A 16691-nucleotide genomic window follows, 5' to 3' on the forward strand; every position below is an offset into this window, starting at 1 on the left:
GAAGGCGCTGTGGACGCGGCCCCGCTCGGAGGTCACCGACGAGGAGTACGCCGAGTTCTACCGTCACGTCTCGCACGCGTGGGACGAGCCGCTGGAGACGATCACCCTCAAGGCGGAGGGCACGTTCGAGTACCAGGCGCTGCTGTTCCTTCCCACGCAGGTGCCGTTCGACCTGTTCTCCCCGGACACCAAGCGCGGGGTGCAGCTCTACGTCCGTCGTGTCTTCATCATGGACGACTGCGAGGAGCTGGTCCCGCCGTTCCTCCGCTTCGTCAAGGGCATCGTCGACGCCCAGGACCTGTCGCTCAACGTTTCCCGCGAGATCCTCCAGCAGGACCGCCAGATCCGGGCGATCCGCAAGCGCCTGGTCAAGCGGGTGCTGCAGACGATCGAACAGATCAGGACCGACCGGCCGGAGGAGTTCCGCAGCTTCTGGGCAAACTTCGGTGCCGTCCTCAAGGAGGGCCTGATCGCGGACGTCGACGCCCGGGAGCAGTTGCTGGCCGTGAGCACGTTCGCCTCCACGCGTCCCGCCCAGGCGGGCGCCGGGAACGCCGGGTCCGGATCGGACGAGACCCCGCGCGACGACGAGCGTGACGACGACGAGGTGGGCACCACCATCGCCGAGTACGTCTCCCGGATGGCCGACGGGCAGGAGGAGATCTACTACCTCACCGGGACGTCCCGCGCGGCGGTGGAGAACTCCCCGCACCTGGAGGCGTTCCGTGCCCGCGGCGTCGAGGTCCTCATCCTCACCGACCCGGTCGACGAGGTGTGGGTGGACGCGGTCGGCGAGGTCGACGGCAAGCGCCTGCGGTCGGTGGCCAAGGGCGACGTGGACCTGTCCGGCATCGGCTCGGAGGGCGAGAGAACAAGGACGAGCCCGACGCGGCCGAGTTCGCCGACCTGCTCACCTGGCTGGGCGAGGAGCTGTCGGACGAGGTCAAGCAGGTGCGCCTGTCGCACCGGCTCACCGAATCGGCCGCGTGCATGGTGGGCGACGAGTTCGACATGACTCCGCAGCTCGAGGCCATGTACCGCGCTTCGGGCATGGAGTTGCCCACGAGCAAGCGGATCCTCGAGCTCAACCCCACGCACCCGCTGGTCGAGCGGCTGCGCGAGCAGTACGCATCGGATCCGTCGGCGCCGGGCCTGGCCGATACCGCCCGGCTGCTGTCGGGTGCGGCCGTCCTCGCGGAGGGCGGCACGTTGTCCGATCCGGCCGCGTTCGCCAAGTTGCTGGTCGACCGCATCTGACGTCGCCCCAGCGGCCCATCGCGCCGCTGGCCCGGCGGCCTCGTCGGCTCGAGCAGCCTCGCCGGTTTCCCGGCTCGCACGCCCGCTGCTCCGCAGGATCCCGTCAGGGCTCCCGCGGCGCGGCGGGCGTTGTTGCCGACCTCCCCGCCCACAGCGACGGCCGGGGCGACGACTACCCGATCACCGGTGTCCGGCCCCGGCCAGGGAGCCGCAGGCCACGCCGATCACCGCCCCGAGCGCGGTCTCGGCCGGGGTGTGGTGGCTGATCCGCACCCGCGCCCAGGCCACCGTCGGTACGAGGGCCAGCAGTCGCCAGTAGCGGGGTGAGAGTTCGCGGGCGAGCACCGCGACGGCCCCGGAGAGCACGGCGGTGTGGAACGACACCTTGATCCGGAGCGTCGCGGCCCCGGCCACGCCCAGCGCCACCAGTGCGGCCCGCGTCATCCGCTGCAACTCGTCCGGGGCGTCGCCCCACCGTTGGGCCGCGAGCAGGGTCGCCACCGACCCGGCGATGCCGACGATCACCAGGGGGCGGTCCTCCCGCCGGGTGACGTGGTGGTCGGACAGCGCCTTGCGTCGGACCCGCCAGGTGATCGCGGCCTGCGGAACGATGCCCAGGCCGGCGGCGGTCGCGAGCCCCCACCCGGTCGACCCCACCGCCCGGCCGAGGTGCACCGACCCGACGGTGAGCACCACCCACGGGGCGCAGACCTCCGTCAGAACCGTCGCCGGGAGCACGCCACGCGTCCGCCCATCCGGCGCGACCGAACCCCGGGCCGACGCACCGCTCTCGACCACCACGCTCTCCGCCACCCCCGAAAATCCGCTATCCCGAATACGGATCCGCTGGTTTGATTGGACTAGCGGATCCGGAGGGAGAGTAGCGGATCTGGCCGGGGCGGATCGGAGTGCGGTGCGGGGTGGGGTGGTGCGTGCGGTGCGGTGCGGTGCGGTGCGGGGTGGCGCGGGGCGGGGCGGACCGGAGTGCGAGGCGGGCCGGGCGCGGGGCGGGTCAGCGGGGCCGGATCTCGGCGAGGCACTGCTCGGCCAAGCTCAGGGTGGCTGCGTCGAACAGCAGCAGCGTGGCGGACTCCACCTCGGTGTCGATGCCGGCGAGAGTCCCGAGCGCGGTGCGGATCGCGTCCTCGCGCGGCCAGCCGTAGGCCCCGGCGGAGATGAGCGGGAAGGCCACCGTGCGGGCGCCGAGCTCGTCGGCCACGGCGAGGGAATTGCGATAGCAGCCGGCCAGCAGCGCTCCGCCGCCGGTGCCGCCCGTGCCGCCCGTTGCTTCCGCGCCGCCGGTGCGTTCGTAGACCGGGCCCACGGTGTGGATGACCCAGCGGGCGGGGAGATCTCCGGCGCCGGTCGCGACGGCCTGTCCGGTCGGCAGCCCGTCGCGCAGGCGGCCCGCCCTCAGCTCCCGGCACTCGGCCAGGATCGTCGGCCCGCCCGCGCGGTGGATCGCCCCGTCCACACCGCCGCCCCCGAGCAGGGAACTGTTGGCCGCGTTGACCACCGCGTCGACGGCCATCCGGGTGATGTCGCCATGGCCCAGCTCGATCCGGGCGCGCCTCGTCGTCGTCATCCCGACACCCCGGGCGTCACGGCCTCGCGGGGTGACCTCCGGTGGGTGATCATCGGCGTCGGTGAGTCGTCGAGGCGGTCCATCAACCACATGATGGTCGCCACCTCGCCCACCCACGCCAGGCTCACGCACCAGCCGGCCAGGATGTCGCTCGGGAAGTGCACACCCAGGTACATGCGGGTGACGCCGATGGCCGGGACATACCCGGCGGACCCGACGATCACCGGGTAACGCCACGCCGTTGGCCAGGCCAGGACGCAGGCGCACCCGGCCAACGCCGCGCTCGCCATGGCGTGACCGCTGGGGAACGAGTAGCTCTTCTCCTCCACGATGTGGGTGAAGAACGTGGGCCGACCCCGCCGGTACAGGGCCTTGAGCACCGAATTGATGACCGTCGACCCCACCAGGGACACCGTCAACAGTGCGGCGGGCCGGCGACTGCCCCGGACGGAGACCAGATACGCCGAGGTGGCCAGGGCGAACAACGGCACCGCAGTGACTCCGCCGAGTTCGGTGACGGCCCGGACGATGCGCGTGTTGCGCGGCGAATGGCGACTCTGCAGCCACAGCATGACGGGGCGGTCGAAGGGCAGGCCCGCATCGCCGCGGATGCGCTCGGCCAGCTCGACGAATCCGATCACCGGGGTCGCGAACCCCACGAACGCCACCCCGAAGATCGTCCACGTCCCGCGCGGCAGGGGCATCTCCCGCCGGTCGACGATGCTGCCCAGCACCCCGTCCGACGGGTACAGCTGCCGCAGGATGTCCCGAGCGGAGGTGAACGCTCGGGAGCGACGGGAGGTCGTCGTGCGCGACATGCCCCCACACTAGGCAGAGCGGCGGCCTTCCCGCCGGTGGATCGCCGCGAGGTCGGGTGCGGCGCGGTTAGGGTGGGCCGCAGGCGACCCGAGAGGCGGACGACGAATGAGCCAGACCCGTGTGGAACATGACCTGCTCGGTACCAAGGAGGTCCCGGCGGAGGCGTATTACGGCATCCACACGGTCCGGGCCGTCGAGAACTTCCCGATCACCGCCACCACCATCAGCGACATCCCCGACTTCGTCCGCGGCATGGTCATGGTCAAGAAGGCCGCCGCGCTCGCGAATCTCGAGATGGGTGTCCTCGACGAGACGGTGGCGAAGGCGATCGTCGGGGCCTGCGACGAGATCCTGGTCGACGGGCGCTGCATGGACCAGTTCCCCTCCTGCCAGTTCCAGGGCGGCGCCGGCACCTCGGTGAACATGAACACCAACGAGGTCGTGGCCAACCTCGCCCTCGAGCGCCTCGGCCACCCCAGGGGCTCCTACGACATCGTCAGCCCCAACGACGACGTCAACCGTTCACAGTCCACCAACGACGCCTACCCGACCGGATTCCGCATCGCCCTGTGGCACGCGCTGGAACGGCTCGAACCGGCGATCGTCGCCCTGCGGGAGGCCTGCTACGACAAGTCCGAGGAATTCCGCGAGGTCCTCAAGATGGGGCGCACGCAGCTGCAGGACGCGGTCCCCATGTCGATGGGCCAAGAGTTCGGCGGCTTCGCCGTGACGCTCGACGAGGAACTCCACGTCCTCGGCGCCGCGGCCCGGATGCTGCTCGACGTCAACCTCGGTGCGACCGCGATCGGCACCGGAGTCAACACCCCGCCCGACTATCGTCGCGCCGTCATCAGACATCTGCGGGCCGTCACCGGACTGCCGGTCACCGGCGCGATGAACCTCATCGAGGCCACCAGCGACACCGGCGACTACGTCAACGTCCACGCCGCCCTCAAGCGGACCGCGGTGAAGGTCTCCAAGATCTGCAACGACCTGCGGCTGCTGTCCTCGGGGCCGCGCGCCGGCTTCAACGAGATCAACCTGCCGGAGCTGCAGGCCGGGTCGTCGATCATGCCAGCCAAGGTCAACCCGGTGATCCCCGAGGTCGTCAACCAGGTGTGCTTCAAGGTGATCGGCAACGACGTCACCGTGACCATGGCCGCCGAGGCAGGTCAGCTCCAGCTCAACGTCATGGAGCCGGTGATCGCCCAGGCGATGTTCGAGTCGATCTCGCTGCTGACCAACGCCATCGAGACGCTGACCGAGAAGTGCGTGGAGGGGATCACCGCCAACGTCGAAGTGGCCCGCCAGAACGTGATGAACTCGATCGGGATCGTCACCTACCTCAACCCGATCATCGGCCACCACAACGGTGACCGGGTCGGCCGTGAGTGCGCCCGGTCGGGCCGCGGGGTCCGGGAGGTGGTGCTGGAGATGGGGCTGCTGTCGGCGGAGGAGCTCGATGACATCTTGTCGCCGTCCAACCTCCTGCGGCCGAAGTACAAGGGAAAAGGTGGTACACGGGACGTGGCACAACCCGGGCAGGATATGACCGGCCCCACGGCCTGAGCCGCCGGGTCGGAGTCGGACCAGGGCGGTCCGACTCCGACCCGGGTGAGCCGTGTCAGGCGGGGGGCTCGCCGACGCGGCCGATGCTGCTTACGGCGAGGTTCCCCAGCGAACTGTCGAAACCGAACTGCTGGTCGATGAATGCGGACGAGCCCGAGATCGCGGCGTTGATGGCGGCGGACGAGCCGACGGTGTAGTCGAACTGGGCGAAGAAGTCGGCGATGGCCTTGAGCATGAGTGCCTCCAGATGGATCGGTGGTCGCGCCGCGAACCGGGCGGCGGGACGTGAGCTGGCCTACACAGGTGATATCGGACCCGCCGCCCCGATCGTTAGCCGCGCAAACTGATGATTCCGGCCCGCGCGCCCGCTACCGTCGCACCATGAGCTTTCCCGCCTCCCGCGTCGTCGCCGGGCGCGAGATCACCTTCCCGGTCCCCGTCGTGTCCGCCTCGGTCTCCGGCGCGGCGTTCCTCACCCGGGCAGCCGTCGTCCGCCGGCTCATCGCCGCCGGCCGCCAGTCCGCCGTCCTCGACGCTGCGGGCGCCGAGCCGGTGGCACTGCCCGGCGGCCGGACCCCCGCGATCATGATCCACGTGCGGTACCACGACGTGCCCGGCAACGTCCTGGGTGCGTACCACGAGATGGGAGTGGCTTTCCAGCTCAAGGTGCCGGGCCACGGGACGCTGGTGCACATCCACGAACTGCCGGTGGACCAGGACTTCACCCTCGCGGCGGGCAACGAGCTGTGGGGCTTTCCCAAGTGGAAGGGCGACATGGTCGGCACCGCCGGCGGGGCGCTCGACGATGCCCGTCTCGGGGCGGTCGGGTCGGCGGGCGCGGGCGGGGTCGATCTCAGGCTGGATACCCGCGTCGGTGTCCCGATCCCCGGCAGCCAATCACTCGCCATGAACTGCGTGCAGGTCCTCGACGGTCAGCCGGTGCGGGTCACGGCCGAGGCCACCGCCCGAGGTGGGCGGATGCGTCCGCTGAGCGGCGCTCGCGTGACGATCGCGACGGGCGCGGATGACAGCGACGCCGATGTCGCGCGGTTCGCCGAGGCGGTACGCGAACTCGGGCTGGACCGCGCCCGCGCCCTCGCCACCTTCTCCTACGACAGGTTCGAGGCCGAGTTCCAGGCGCCCGAACGGATCGGCTGACGCCGCCCGGGGGCGCCGCCCAAAGCGGCGTCGCCCAGAGCGGCGTCGCCGAGCAGCATCGCGAACGCGGCGATTCCGCTCACACCCTGCGCGTTGCCGATGAGCCACTGCAGCACGTGGGCGGCTGGGTCGACCGTGGTGAGCGCGTAGGCGTAGTGCGTGCCGATCAGGTGGGTGAGGACCAGGACCGCCACCGCGATCCGGACCGGTCTGCGCCGGGCGGTCAGTAGTAGCGGGATGGCGATGACCACGCCGGACCAGTGGTGGGTCACCGCCACCGGAGAGGCGATGAAGACCCCGAGGGCGACCAGGAGCAGGGCGTCGACGGGCCGGTTGTCCCGGGTCAGTCGCCAGGCTCCCCAGGTGGCTGCCGCGGCGACGAGCAGGAAGAAGCCGTAGACGGGCGGGTCGAGGTGCTCGGCGGGGATCCGGGCCCGGGCCAGCAGGCCGCTCAGGGCCTGGTTGGGGACGAAGTGCCGTGTGCCGCCCCGTTCGGTGAGGAAGAACTCGGCGGTCCAGAAATGCCAGGACTCGGCCGGGCGGATGAGGTGCCCGAGGCCGATCGTGGCCGCGACTGTCCCAACCGCCCGTGCCAGGGACGCCCAGTCTCTACGGACGAGGAACAGAACGCCGAACGCGGCCGGGGTGATCTTGATGCCGGCGGCCAGGCCGAGCAAGACGCCGCGGGCGCGGCGGGGAGTGAAGCCCAGGACGTCGGCGGTGACCATGAGGAACAGGAAGATGTTGATCTGGCCGAAGCCGATGTTCGCGCGGATCGGCTCGAACAGCAGCGCCACGCCGGTCAGTGCCAGGGCCAGGGTTCGTGCGCCCTGAAGCTGGAGCCGGGACGCGGCCATGGCCAGGATCGCCCAGACCGCGACCACCGTGGCGGCGGTCCAGGCGAGTTGGGCGACAGTGGCTCCGAGTGGCGCCAGCGGCAGGAAGACGACGGCGCCGAACGGCGGGTAGATGAACCTGAAGCCCGAGCGGGTGGGAAAGCCCTCGGAGTACAGGTCCGCCCCGGCCAGCAGGGCCCGTCCGGCGTCCTGGAACACCTGGAGGTCCAGCATGAACTCGGTCGCGGCTCGCACCATGACCGCGGTGATCACGGCCGCGGTCAGGATCAGACCTGCCAGGCGCAGCGCGCTCCCCGGCTTCGGGAGGGTGTGCATCGGGTAGCGCTCCTTTCGGTCCGGAACGGGGTGCGGTCGACCAGGATGCGGTCTGGTCAGGCCGGGTCGGGCCAGGTCAGTGCCCCTCACCGAGGTTGCCGGAGAGCTTCTCCAGTCGCTCCTGGCTGGCCCCGTCGAGGCCGATGATCTCGACCGTCTTGCCCTTGGCCGCGTACTTGTGGCTGATCGCATCCAGGGTGGCCACGGTGGAGGCGTCCCAGATGTCGGCCTCGGTCAGGTCGATGACAACGTGCTGGGGATCGCCCGAGTAGTCGAACTGGTAGACCAGATCATTGCTGGAGGCCCAGAACAGTTCCCCGCGGACCCGGTAGGTACGGATGTCGATGGTGCCGTCGTGATTCACGTCGAGCTCCGAGACCTTCTCCAGGCTCGTCATGTGCGCGACCCGGCGGGCGAACATGACCATCGCGGTGAGGACGCCGAGGACGACGCCGATGGCCAGGTTGTGGGTGATCACGGTGGCGGCCACGGTGACGATCATGACGACCGTCTCGCTGAGCGGCATCAGACGCAGGGTGCGGGGATGGATGGAGTGCCAGTCCAGGGTGGCCACGGAGACCATGATCATCACCGCGACGAGAGCGGCCATGGGGATCAGGCCGACGATGTCGCCCAGTGCGACGACGAGGATGAGCAGGAAGACGCCCGCCAGGAGGGTCGACAGGCGGGTGCGGGCGCCCGACTGCTTGACGTTGATCATGGTCTGGCCGATCATCGCGCAACCGCCCATGCCGCCGAAGAAGCTGGTGACGATGTTGGCCACACCCTGGCCCCAGCCCTCGCGGGTCTTGTCGGTGCGCACCTCGGTGAGGTCGTCGACGAGTTTGGCGGTCATCAGGGACTCCATGAGCCCGACCAGGGCCATCGCCAGGGCGTAGGGGGCGATGATCTGGAGCGTCTCCATGGTCCACGGCACGTCGGGGATGAACAGCGACGGCAGCGAGTCGGGCAGTTCACCCTGGTCGCGCACGTTGGGCATGGTCCAGCCGAACAGCACCACGACGGCGGTGATCGCCACGATCGCGATCAGCGGTGCGGGAACCGCGGCCGAGAGCCGGGGGAAGAACACCATGATGCCGATGCCGGCCGCGACCATCGGGTAGACCAGCCAGGGCACCCCGAGCAGGTGCGGGATCTGCGCGGTGAAGATGAGGATCGCCAGGGCGTTGACGAACCCGACCATCACGCTGCGGGGGATGAAGCGCATGAGCCGGCCCACGCCGATCAGGCTGAGGACCACCTGGAAGATGCCGGCCAGCAGCACTGTGGCGACGAGGTAGTCCATTCCGTAGTCACGCGCCACGGGGGCGATGACCAGAGCGATCGCGCCCGTGGCGGCGGAGATCATCGCCGGCCGCCCGCCGGTGAAGGCGATCGTCACGGCCATCGTGAACGAGGCGAACAGCCCCACCCGCGGGTCGACTCCGGCGAGGATCGAGAACGAGATGGCCTCGGGGATCAGCGCGAGGGCGACGACCAGTCCTGCCAGCACCTCGGTGCGCAGCCGCCGGGCCGAGGAAAGGGCGTACCTGAATGACGCGAGGACACCGACGGGCGCCAGACCGTCATCGTCGACGCCGGGAGCGGGAGCGGCCCCGGGCGTGGTCGCGGGAGCTGTCACGGAGAATTTTCCTCACCACGTAGGGGCATGACACACTCTCCCGTAGCGGGAGATTCTGAATGTACCGTAACGGTAGAGTTGGCCGAGCGCGAACCCGAGCCCATGAGTGTGAACAAGCCCACAAGGAGAACGATGTCGGACGACGCGGTGCGCAAGATCGGCGAGGTCGCCGAGATCACCGGATTGTCGATCCGCACCCTCCGCCACTACGACGAGCTCGGCCTGGTGGTGCCCTCCGGTCACACCGCCGGTGGGTTCCGGCTCTACACCGATGCGGATGTCCAGCGACTGCTCCTGGTGCGGCGGATGAAGCCCCTGGGGTTCTCGTTGGAACGCATGAGGCAGTTCCTCCGGGCGACGGACGTCCTCTCGGCGGGCCGCGGCTCGGGTTCGGTGGAGCTCGACGACTGGCACGCGGCCCGGACGACGGTCGAGGAGATCCGCTCGGAGGCGGAGGCCCGCTATCGCGACCTGCAGACCCAGCTCGACTACGGCACGGAGTTCCTGCAGCTGGTCCGGAGATTCGACTAGGAGACTGCTGAACAAGCTGCGATCCTGGCACGGCCGGTGTGCGTGAGGGCCGGTTGGCCGTCGCGCGAGGTGCGGTGTTGGAGATTTCTGGGTTCGGCGAGAAGGGCGAGAGGTTCGCGGCGCCCACCGCGGGTTGTTCGAGCCTGTGCTGGGGCGGGAATGCCTGGCCCCGGCCCGCTGATCAGGCCAGGGCCCAGGTTCCGTTCTGGCTCGTTAGTCCCATCGCGACTAGCCGGCGCAGGTTCAGGGCGGCAACGCGGTGGTGGAGCCAGTCGTTGTTCTTCTCGACCCCGCGGTACGGCACGCGGCGGGCACCTCGGGTCAGCCAGGCGATCGAGCGTTCCACCATCGGTCGGTTCTGGCGGTAGACGGTCTTGAAGTCCTCATCGCCGGCCCGCTGGCGGTGCTGGCGTTGCAGCAGGTGATGCTCGCCGAGCACGACTTTGCGCCCCGTGGCTGAGGTGGTGCACCGCTGACGCAGCGGGCAGCCACGACACGCCGCCCCGAAGGTGGCATTGCCCTTGGCAGACAGGCCACGGGTGATGTTGGCGGGGCAGGTCAGGGTGCCCGCCACGGCGTCGAAGGTGAAGTCATCCAGGGTGAACCCGCCCTCGACTGCGGGCCGTAGCGGCCACGGCTTGACCAGGGGCAGCCACTGCTTGCCGGCCAGGGTGTGCAGCATGTCGCCGCTGGCATAGGCGGAATCGCCGAGCACTTCGACCGGCTCGCCGGCGTCGATGGTGGGATCGGCGGTGACCAGCTGCGCGCCGACCGCGGCATCGGAGTTGGTCGGCCCGTTGGGCTTGGTCAGGGAGCACATGGTGGTCAGGCCGGTGTCGGGCTCGACCACGATGTGGGCCTTGAACCCGTCTTGGCGGCGCTGGCGGGTCTTGTGGGCGTGGCGGGCATCGGGGTCCACGGTGGAGATCACCCGATCCGGGGCGGTGCGGCGGGCGATGCGCCACCGCCCGTCGGTACCGTCTGAATCCTCGGCCGGTTCGACATCCTGCCCTGCTACCAGCGCCAACAGGGCGACCGCTTCGGCCGGCTTGCCGCCGGCGGCGGTGATCGCCTGAACATCGAGTGCCGCCAACAGCGCCAGAGCATCGGCCACCAGGGCGGAGACCAACTCATCACGGGCGGCCTGGTCATCCCAGGCGATGCGCGGCTTACCGGCCTCGGTGTAGTCCTGCCCGCACACCGCCGCCAGCCGGGTGCACTCGGTGGCGATCAGCTCCTTCGCCCCGGGCACCTCGCGGCCGACCCGGCGGATCTGGGCGATGAGCTGGGTGATCGTGTCTTGACGGGCCACTGCGTCGTCCAAGACCGTTGAATCCAGCGCCCGGCGGGTCTTGGCCTTGACCGCACCGGTCTCGGCGATGACCTGGCGCACCACCTCGAAGATCCGCTGCGGTCGGTCACTGGCCGCCAGGCGGCGTCGCCAATAGGTCAACGTCGACGAGTTGAAACCCTTCGCATCGACCGGATACCCGCAGGCGGCCTTCCACCGCAGGTCGAACGTCAGCGCGTCGACCGCTTCCCGGTCTGAGTGACCGAACAGTGCCTGGAGCACGATGACCGAGGCGATCACCTCACCGGGAATCGACGGCCGGCCCCGGCCCGAGGGAAACAGGTCGGCGAACAACTCGTCCGGGAACAGCCGGTCCCGGTGCTCGGCGAGCAACGCGAACACGCTGCCCTCCTCGAGCAGATGCCCCGCCACCGACTCCACATCCAGCAACTCGCGCTGCCGATCCGACTCACCCTGCATGACCCACATCATTTCAGGGCCACCCCAACCCCGCAGGCCGGACACGCACTTTGTTCAGCAGTCTCCTAGGGCCTCCCGGCGCCGGTCGGCTCCAGTCGGGTCGCGGCAGGCGCGGAAGGCGTACCGGCAGTCAGTCCGCGGCGGCCCGTCCCGCGGCGAGGGCCTGACGGGCGACCGGCTCGGCGGCGGCCCGATCGGTGGCCACCAGCCCGATGCGGCTGCGACGGTCGAGGACGTCGTCGACGGTCAGCGCCCCCTCGTGGGTGACCGCGTAGGAGAACTCGGCGCGGGTGACGTCGAGGCCCTCGGCCACCGCCTCCAGCGGCCGGTCCAGCAGGCTGGCCGCCACCACGGTGCCGGCCTCCTGGCCGTAGCGCGCGACCAGGGAGGCGGGGAGGAGTCCGGCGGAGGTGGCCGCCACCGCGGCCACGGGATGCCCCGGCGCCCCGACGAGCGGGAGGTCGGCGGTCCGGCACGGACCGGCGGGGAGTCCTGCACGCCCCGCGACGAGGTCGACCACCTGCTCGGCCATGAGCCGGTACTCCGTGAGCTTGCCGCCGGTGATCGTGACGAGGCCGTTGTCCGAGGTGCGCAGGGCGTGATCGCGGGAGAGGTCGGCCGTGTCGCCGTCGCCGGAATCGACCAGGGGGCGCAGGCCCGCGAAGGTGCCCAGCACGTCGTCGCGGGTCAGCCGCACCTCGAGCGCCCGGTTGACGACATCCAGCAGGAAGTCGATCTCCGCCTCGGTTGACTCCGGCACGTCCGGCACCGGGCCGGGGGCGTCGACGTCGGTCAAGCCCACGTGCAGTCGCCCGAACTCGGCCGGGATGGCAAAGCAGAAGCGGTTGGTCTCACCCGGCACCGGCACGGTGAGGGCGCCGACGGGATGGCCCAACGCGGCCGCGTCGAGGACCAGGTGGGTGCCACGCGAGGGACGCACGCGCACGCCGGGAGTGGTCTGGCCGGCCCACACGCCGGTCGCCGACACGACGGCCCGCGCGGAGAGGGTGAACTCGTCGTCGTCATCGCTCCGCGCCGCGCCGCCGGCCCCCGGGCCGCCCCCCGCGCCGCCCCCCGCGCCGCCCGCGCCGAGCTCGTCGCGGACGGTGACCCGCGTGCCGCTCGACTCCAACACCCGCGCCCGCGTGATCACCCGGGCCCCGTGCCCGGCCGCCGTGCGCGCGACGGCGGTGACCAGGCGGGCGTCGTCGACGAGCTGACAGTCCCAGTTGAGGTGGCCGAACCGCAGTCCGTCGCGGCGCACGCCCGGCACGTACTCGGCGACCCGGCGCGGGCCCAGCACCCGCGCGCCCGGCAGGCGGTCGGCATGGGTCCCGGCGAGGCGCGAGAGCACGGTGCCGGCGACGAACCCGAGGCCCGGCAGCACTGCCCCCACCGGCGGGGTGTCGCGGTAGACGGGCACCACCTGCGCGAGCGGACGCACGAGGTGGGGGGCGGTGCGCTCGAGCATGATGCCGCGCTCGACGGCCGAGCGGCGTGCGATCGCGACGTTGCCGGTCGCCAGATAGCGCAGCCCGCCGTGGGCGAGCTTGGAGGACCATCGGCTGGTACCGAACGCCAGGTCGTGGGCCTCCAGCAACACGGTCTCGAGTCCGCGGGAGGCGGCGTCGAGCGCGATCCCCGCGCCCGTGATGCCGCCGCCGATCACGATGAGGTCCACGGGAGTGGAGCGGCCGCGCAGGTCGGCGAGCTCGCGCGCGCGTCGACCGGCGGACAGCGCGGTGGACGGGGCCGTCGCATCGGTGGGCCCGGGGCGCGCGGTGGGCCCGTGGTCCGCTTTCGCGTGCCCGGTCACAGGCCCAGGTACCCGGTCACGAGCAGGTGGAGCTCGGCGCGCCACGAGTCCGCGTCGAGCGGCGGGTCGGCCAGTGGAGCGGACAGCACGGCGGCCTGGACCGCGAGGTAGAGCATGGTGGCCATGCGGTCGGGGTCGCGGCCGGCGAGGCGGGCGTCGGCCGCGATGGCGCGGGCGAGGACGTCGCGGAGGAAATCGATGAGTCGGTGCTGGGACGTGCCGAGCCGGCGGAACACGTACTCGGCGAGCATGCCGCTCTCGTGTCGGCGCAGCGCGTCGAGCAGGGGGTCGGTGCGCACCTCGTCGGCCATCGCACACAGCAGGCGGGCCAACTCGTCGGCATCGTGGACCGCGCCTTCCAGCAGGTCCGGGCCGACGCGCTCGACCACGCCGGTGAGTTCGCGGGTGAGGAGATCGGCGACCAGTGCGCTGATGTCCGGCCAGTGCCGGTAGAGGGTGGTGCGTCCGACGCCGGATCGGCGCGAGACCTCGACCATCGTGGTGCGACTGGGGCCGATCTCGAGGATCGCGGCGCGGGCGGCGGTGAGTGCGCGGTCCCGGGTGGTGTGGCGCGAGGGGGCGGAGATGGTCACCGGGCCTCCTTCGCGGCGGGTCCCGCGGGGCGCGGGTCGGTGCCGGGACACCGGACGAAAACCCGTGAGCGGAACAGATCGTGCTCTAGTGTCCCAGTATGAGCGACGTGAACCCCGCTGACAAGCACCGATCCGGCCGCCTGCCGCTACCGCCGATGGACCTGTCCAGGTGGGGGACGGCCGCCGAGGCCACGGAGCTGAGCGAGAGCATCCGCGCCCTGCTGCGCGACGTGCTCGGCGTGACCGCGGAGACCGGGCGGACGTTCGACCCGTCCGCGGTGACCGCCTCGCCGTCGCGACTGACCGATGCCGATCTCGCCGCACTGGCCGACATCGTGGGCCCCGGCGACGTCTCGGCCGACGACGCGCAGCGCCTTCCGCGCGCCCGCGGCAAGTCGACGCCCGACCTGTTGGCGTGGCGGACGAGGCCGGCCGTGGACTGCCCCGATGCGGTGGTGGCCCCGGGGGACGACGACGAGGTGGCCGCCCTCCTGGACTGGTGCACCTCCGAGAAGGTCGCGGTCGTCCCCTTCGGCGGCGGCACTTCCGTCGTCGGCGGCCTGGACCCGGACTCCGGGACGAACAGGGCCGTGCTGAGCGTCGACCTGGCCCATTTCGACGGTCTCGAGTCCATCGACCCCGAGTCGGGGGAGGCGGTCCTCGGGGCGGGCGTCACGGGTCCGCGGGCCGAGGAACTGCTGGCTGAGCACGGTTTCTCGCTCGGGCACTTCCCGCAGTCCTTCCCCTACGCCACGCTGGGCGGTTACGCCATGACCCGGTCCTCGGGACAGAGCTCCGCCGGGTACGGGCGCTTCGACGAGATGGTCAGCGGGCTGACGGTGGTCACCCCGGTCGGCGTGATCGAGGCGGGCCGGGCCCCGGCGTCGGCCGCCGGACCGGACCTGCGGCAGTGGCTCCTGGGATCGGAGGGTGCGTTTGGCGTGTGCACCCGGGTGCGCGTGCGGATCCATCCGGTGCCGGAGGTGGTGCGGCACGAGGCGTTCCGCTTCCCCGACTTCGCCACCGGCGCCGCGGCGCTGCGCGCGGTCGAGCAGCAGGGGACGGGCCCGACGGTCATCCGCCTGTCCGACGAGACGGAGACGATGGTGAACCTCGCCACCGCGACCGAGTCGATCGGCGAGCAGACCGGGGACGACGAGGACCGCTCCGGGGGGTGTCTGTGTCTCTGCCTGTTCGAGGGCACGGCTGCCCACGCCGGGTCCCGGCACACGGAGACGCGGGAGGTCCTGATCGCCCACGGCGGCACCTCGCTGGGCCCGGGGCCCGCGCAGTCGTGGGAGCACGGCCGCTTCGGGGCCCCGGTCCTGCGCGATGCGCTGCTGGACAACGGCGCGCTGGTGGAGACCCTGGAGACCGCCACCGACTGGTCCCGACTGCCAGCACTGCGGGCCGCGGTCACGGAGGCGTTGACCACCTCGCTCGAGGCCTCCGGAACGCCGGCGCTGGTCATGTGCCACATCAGCCACGTCTACCCGACGGGTGCGTCCCTCTACTTCACCGTGGTCGCCGGTCAGCGTGGGCAGGACCCCGTCGCCCAGTGGCTCGAGGCGAAGCGGGCGGCCTCCGAGGCGATCGTGGCGGCCGGCGGCACGATCACCCACCACCACGCGGTCGGGGTGGACCACCGCCCGTATCTGGAGTCGGAGATCGGCGAGGTCGGCCTGCGGATGCTGCGCGCGGTGAAGAACGCCGTCGACCCCCACGGCGTGTGCAACCCGGGCACACTCATCCCATGAGCGCGCAGCTGTCCGACCGCCGGATCGGCGCGGTCACGCTACTGGTCAACCCCGCCGCGGGCGGTGGGCGCGGGGAGAAGGTGGCGGACCGGGCCGCCGGCCGGCTGCGTGCGCACGGACTCGAGGTCACGCGACTGGCTGGCGGCGGGGCGACCGAGTCCCTCGCGTTGGCGCGGCGGGCGGTCGCCGACGGGACCGACGCTCTGGTGGTGTGCGGCGGAGACGGGATGGTCTCGATCGCCGTGCAGGCGCAGGCCTTCACCGATGTGCCCGTGGGCATCATCCCGGCGGGCACCGGCAACGACCTGGCCCGCGAGTACGGCATCCCCCTGGGCGATCCCGAGGCCGCCGCGGACGTCATCGCAGACGGCCGGGTCGAGACCGTCGACCTCGGCCGGGCCACCCCGGACGGCGGGGAACCGACGGTGTTCGCCTCGGTGCTGTGCGCGGGGTTGGACTCCAGGGTCAACCGGCGGGTCAACGAGATGGGACTCCTCCGCGGGCCCCTGCGCTACGTCCTCGCCTCGATCATCGAGTTCCCGACCTACCGTCCCCGGCGCTTCCGGATGGTCTTCGACGCCGGACTGCCGAGCGAGGAGACCGTCGAGACCGAGGTCCTGCTCGGCGCGTTCGCGATCACCCGCAGCTACGGCGGGGACATGAAGATCGCGCCCGACGCGGATCGCGGCGACGGACTGTTCGACGTCTGCTATGTCGGGAAGATCTCCAAACTGCGCTTCATGCGCCACTTCCCCTCGATCTACTCCGGTGCCCACGTGGGCCTGCGCGGCGTGTCGACGAGGCGGTGCCGGACGGTCCGACTCGAGGCCCCGGACGTGGAGGCCTTCGCCGACGGGGACGCCATCGCGCCCCTTCCTGTGACCGTCGAGGTACTCCCCGGGGCGGGCCGGTTCCTCGTCCCCAGAAAGCCACTCCAGTCACATCAGCCTCATTGATATCTGCTGGTCACAGCATTGACGCCGTCCCGCGCCCGTCCTGTTACCTCATCGGCCAATTGGTT

14 protein-coding genes and 1 pseudogene are annotated in these 16691 nt (G+C 71.2%); 6 read left to right on the forward strand and 9 right to left on the reverse strand.

Going from position 1 to position 16691, the window contains the following annotated elements; translation table 11 throughout:
* Positions 1-1257 (forward strand): annotated as a pseudogene (htpG, locus tag CK206_RS18030) (molecular chaperone HtpG); the annotation flags it as partial.
* 180 nt (positions 1258-1437) lie between these two features.
* Here htpG and CK206_RS18035 read toward each other — a convergent pair.
* From CK206_RS18035 to CK206_RS18045, 3 genes are all read right to left on the reverse strand, one after another.
* Positions 1438-1995 (reverse strand): hypothetical protein, encoded by a 558-nt coding sequence (locus CK206_RS18035; RefSeq protein WP_096907430.1) that lies wholly within the window; start codon positions 1993-1995, stop codon positions 1438-1440.
* Positions 1996-2269: 274 nt separating this feature from the next.
* Positions 2270-2842, reverse strand: coding sequence for an O-acetyl-ADP-ribose deacetylase (locus CK206_RS18040; protein ID WP_096906583.1), 573 nt, complete (start codon positions 2840-2842; stop codon positions 2270-2272).
* Entirely contained in the window at positions 2839-3660 is an 822-nt protein-coding gene (locus CK206_RS18045) for a phosphatase PAP2 family protein (protein WP_096906584.1), read from the reverse strand. Before CK206_RS18045 ends, CK206_RS18040 begins: the two co-directional genes overlap by 4 nt.
* Before the next feature lie 106 nt (positions 3661-3766).
* Here CK206_RS18045 and aspA point away from each other — a divergent pair, with 106 nt between their 5' ends.
* The gene (gene aspA, locus CK206_RS18050) at positions 3767-5230 is read left to right on the forward strand and encodes an aspartate ammonia-lyase (protein ID WP_096906585.1); all 1464 of its coding nucleotides are present in this window, start codon (positions 3767-3769) and stop codon (positions 5228-5230) included.
* Positions 5231-5285: 55 nt separating this feature from the next.
* Here aspA and CK206_RS18055 read toward each other — a convergent pair whose 3' ends face one another.
* Positions 5286-5465 (reverse strand): hypothetical protein, encoded by a 180-nt coding sequence (locus CK206_RS18055; protein WP_067718902.1) that lies wholly within the window; start codon positions 5463-5465, stop codon positions 5286-5288.
* 146 nt (positions 5466-5611) lie between these two features.
* Between CK206_RS18055 and CK206_RS18060 the strand changes: the two genes are divergently transcribed.
* On the forward strand, positions 5612-6388 hold the full coding sequence (locus tag CK206_RS18060) for an acetoacetate decarboxylase family protein (RefSeq protein WP_096906586.1): 777 nt from the start codon (positions 5612-5614) through the stop codon (positions 6386-6388).
* Here CK206_RS18060 and CK206_RS18065 read toward each other — a convergent pair.
* On the reverse strand, positions 6340-7560 hold the full coding sequence (locus CK206_RS18065; RefSeq protein ID WP_159981138.1) for a glycosyltransferase 87 family protein: 1221 nt from the start codon (positions 7558-7560) through the stop codon (positions 6340-6342). The genes CK206_RS18060 and CK206_RS18065 overlap by 49 nt on opposite strands.
* Positions 7561-7636: 76 nt before the next feature.
* Positions 7637-9202 carry a SulP family inorganic anion transporter gene (locus CK206_RS18070; protein ID WP_096906588.1) on the reverse strand — a complete coding sequence of 522 codons (1566 nt, stop codon included), beginning with the start codon at positions 9200-9202 and terminating at the stop codon, positions 7637-7639.
* Between the two features lie 132 nt (positions 9203-9334).
* On the opposite strand from CK206_RS18070, the gene CK206_RS18075 reads away from it, so the two are divergent.
* Positions 9335-9733, forward strand: a complete 399-nt coding sequence (locus tag CK206_RS18075) for a MerR family transcriptional regulator (RefSeq protein ID WP_067718910.1) — start codon at positions 9335-9337, stop codon at positions 9731-9733.
* Between the two features lie 181 nt (positions 9734-9914).
* Here CK206_RS18075 and CK206_RS18080 read toward each other — a convergent pair whose 3' ends face one another.
* From CK206_RS18080 to CK206_RS18090, 3 genes are all read right to left on the reverse strand, one after another.
* Positions 9915-11504 carry an IS1182 family transposase gene (locus tag CK206_RS18080; protein WP_096905213.1) on the reverse strand — a complete coding sequence of 530 codons (1590 nt, stop codon included), beginning with the start codon at positions 11502-11504 and terminating at the stop codon, positions 9915-9917.
* A gap of 130 nt (positions 11505-11634) precedes the next feature.
* Complete coding sequence (locus CK206_RS18085; RefSeq protein WP_096906589.1) at positions 11635-13320, reverse strand: glycerol-3-phosphate dehydrogenase/oxidase; 1686 nt, start codon at positions 13318-13320, stop codon at positions 11635-11637.
* Positions 13317-13913, reverse strand: a complete 597-nt coding sequence (locus CK206_RS18090; RefSeq protein WP_096906590.1) for a TetR/AcrR family transcriptional regulator — start codon at positions 13911-13913, stop codon at positions 13317-13319. Before CK206_RS18090 ends, CK206_RS18085 begins: the two co-directional genes overlap by 4 nt.
* A gap of 155 nt (positions 13914-14068) precedes the next feature.
* Here CK206_RS18090 and CK206_RS18095 point away from each other — a divergent pair, with 155 nt between their 5' ends.
* Positions 14069-15670 (forward strand): FAD-binding oxidoreductase, encoded by a 1602-nt coding sequence (locus CK206_RS18095; protein WP_096907431.1) that lies wholly within the window; start codon positions 14069-14071, stop codon positions 15668-15670.
* Positions 15667-16626 (forward strand): diacylglycerol kinase, encoded by a 960-nt coding sequence (locus CK206_RS18100; RefSeq protein WP_096906591.1) that lies wholly within the window; start codon positions 15667-15669, stop codon positions 16624-16626. The genes CK206_RS18095 and CK206_RS18100 overlap by 4 nt, the downstream gene beginning before the upstream one ends.
* Positions 16627-16691 lie beyond the last annotated feature (65 nt).

This window comes from Dietzia sp. WMMA184 (assembly GCF_002441635.1).
GTDB classification, from domain to species: domain Bacteria; phylum Actinomycetota; class Actinomycetes; order Mycobacteriales; family Mycobacteriaceae; genus Dietzia; species Dietzia kunjamensis.

Bases quoted from the DNA above. Each gene is read 5' to 3' on its own strand.
- CK206_RS18040 (WP_096906583.1), bottom strand. From the start codon at position 2,842: ATGACGACGACGAGGCGCGCCCGGATCGAGCTGGGCCATGGCGACATC.
- CK206_RS18045 (WP_096906584.1), bottom strand. From the start codon at position 3,660: ATGTCGCGCACGACGACCTCCCGTCGCTCCCGAGCGTTCACCTCCGCT.
- aspA (WP_096906585.1), top strand. From the start codon at position 3,767: ATGAGCCAGACCCGTGTGGAACATGACCTGCTCGGTACCAAGGAGGTC.
- CK206_RS18055 (WP_067718902.1), bottom strand. From the start codon at position 5,465: ATGCTCAAGGCCATCGCCGACTTCTTCGCCCAGTTCGACTACACCGTC.
- CK206_RS18060 (WP_096906586.1), top strand. From the start codon at position 5,612: ATGAGCTTTCCCGCCTCCCGCGTCGTCGCCGGGCGCGAGATCACCTTC.
- CK206_RS18065 (WP_159981138.1), bottom strand. From the start codon at position 7,560: ATGCACACCCTCCCGAAGCCGGGGAGCGCGCTGCGCCTGGCAGGTCTG.
- CK206_RS18075 (WP_067718910.1), top strand. From the start codon at position 9,335: ATGTCGGACGACGCGGTGCGCAAGATCGGCGAGGTCGCCGAGATCACC.
- CK206_RS18080 (WP_096905213.1), bottom strand. From the start codon at position 11,504: ATGCAGGGTGAGTCGGATCGGCAGCGCGAGTTGCTGGATGTGGAGTCG.
- CK206_RS18095 (WP_096907431.1), top strand. From the start codon at position 14,069: ATGGACCTGTCCAGGTGGGGGACGGCCGCCGAGGCCACGGAGCTGAGC.
- CK206_RS18100 (WP_096906591.1), top strand. From the start codon at position 15,667: ATGAGCGCGCAGCTGTCCGACCGCCGGATCGGCGCGGTCACGCTACTG.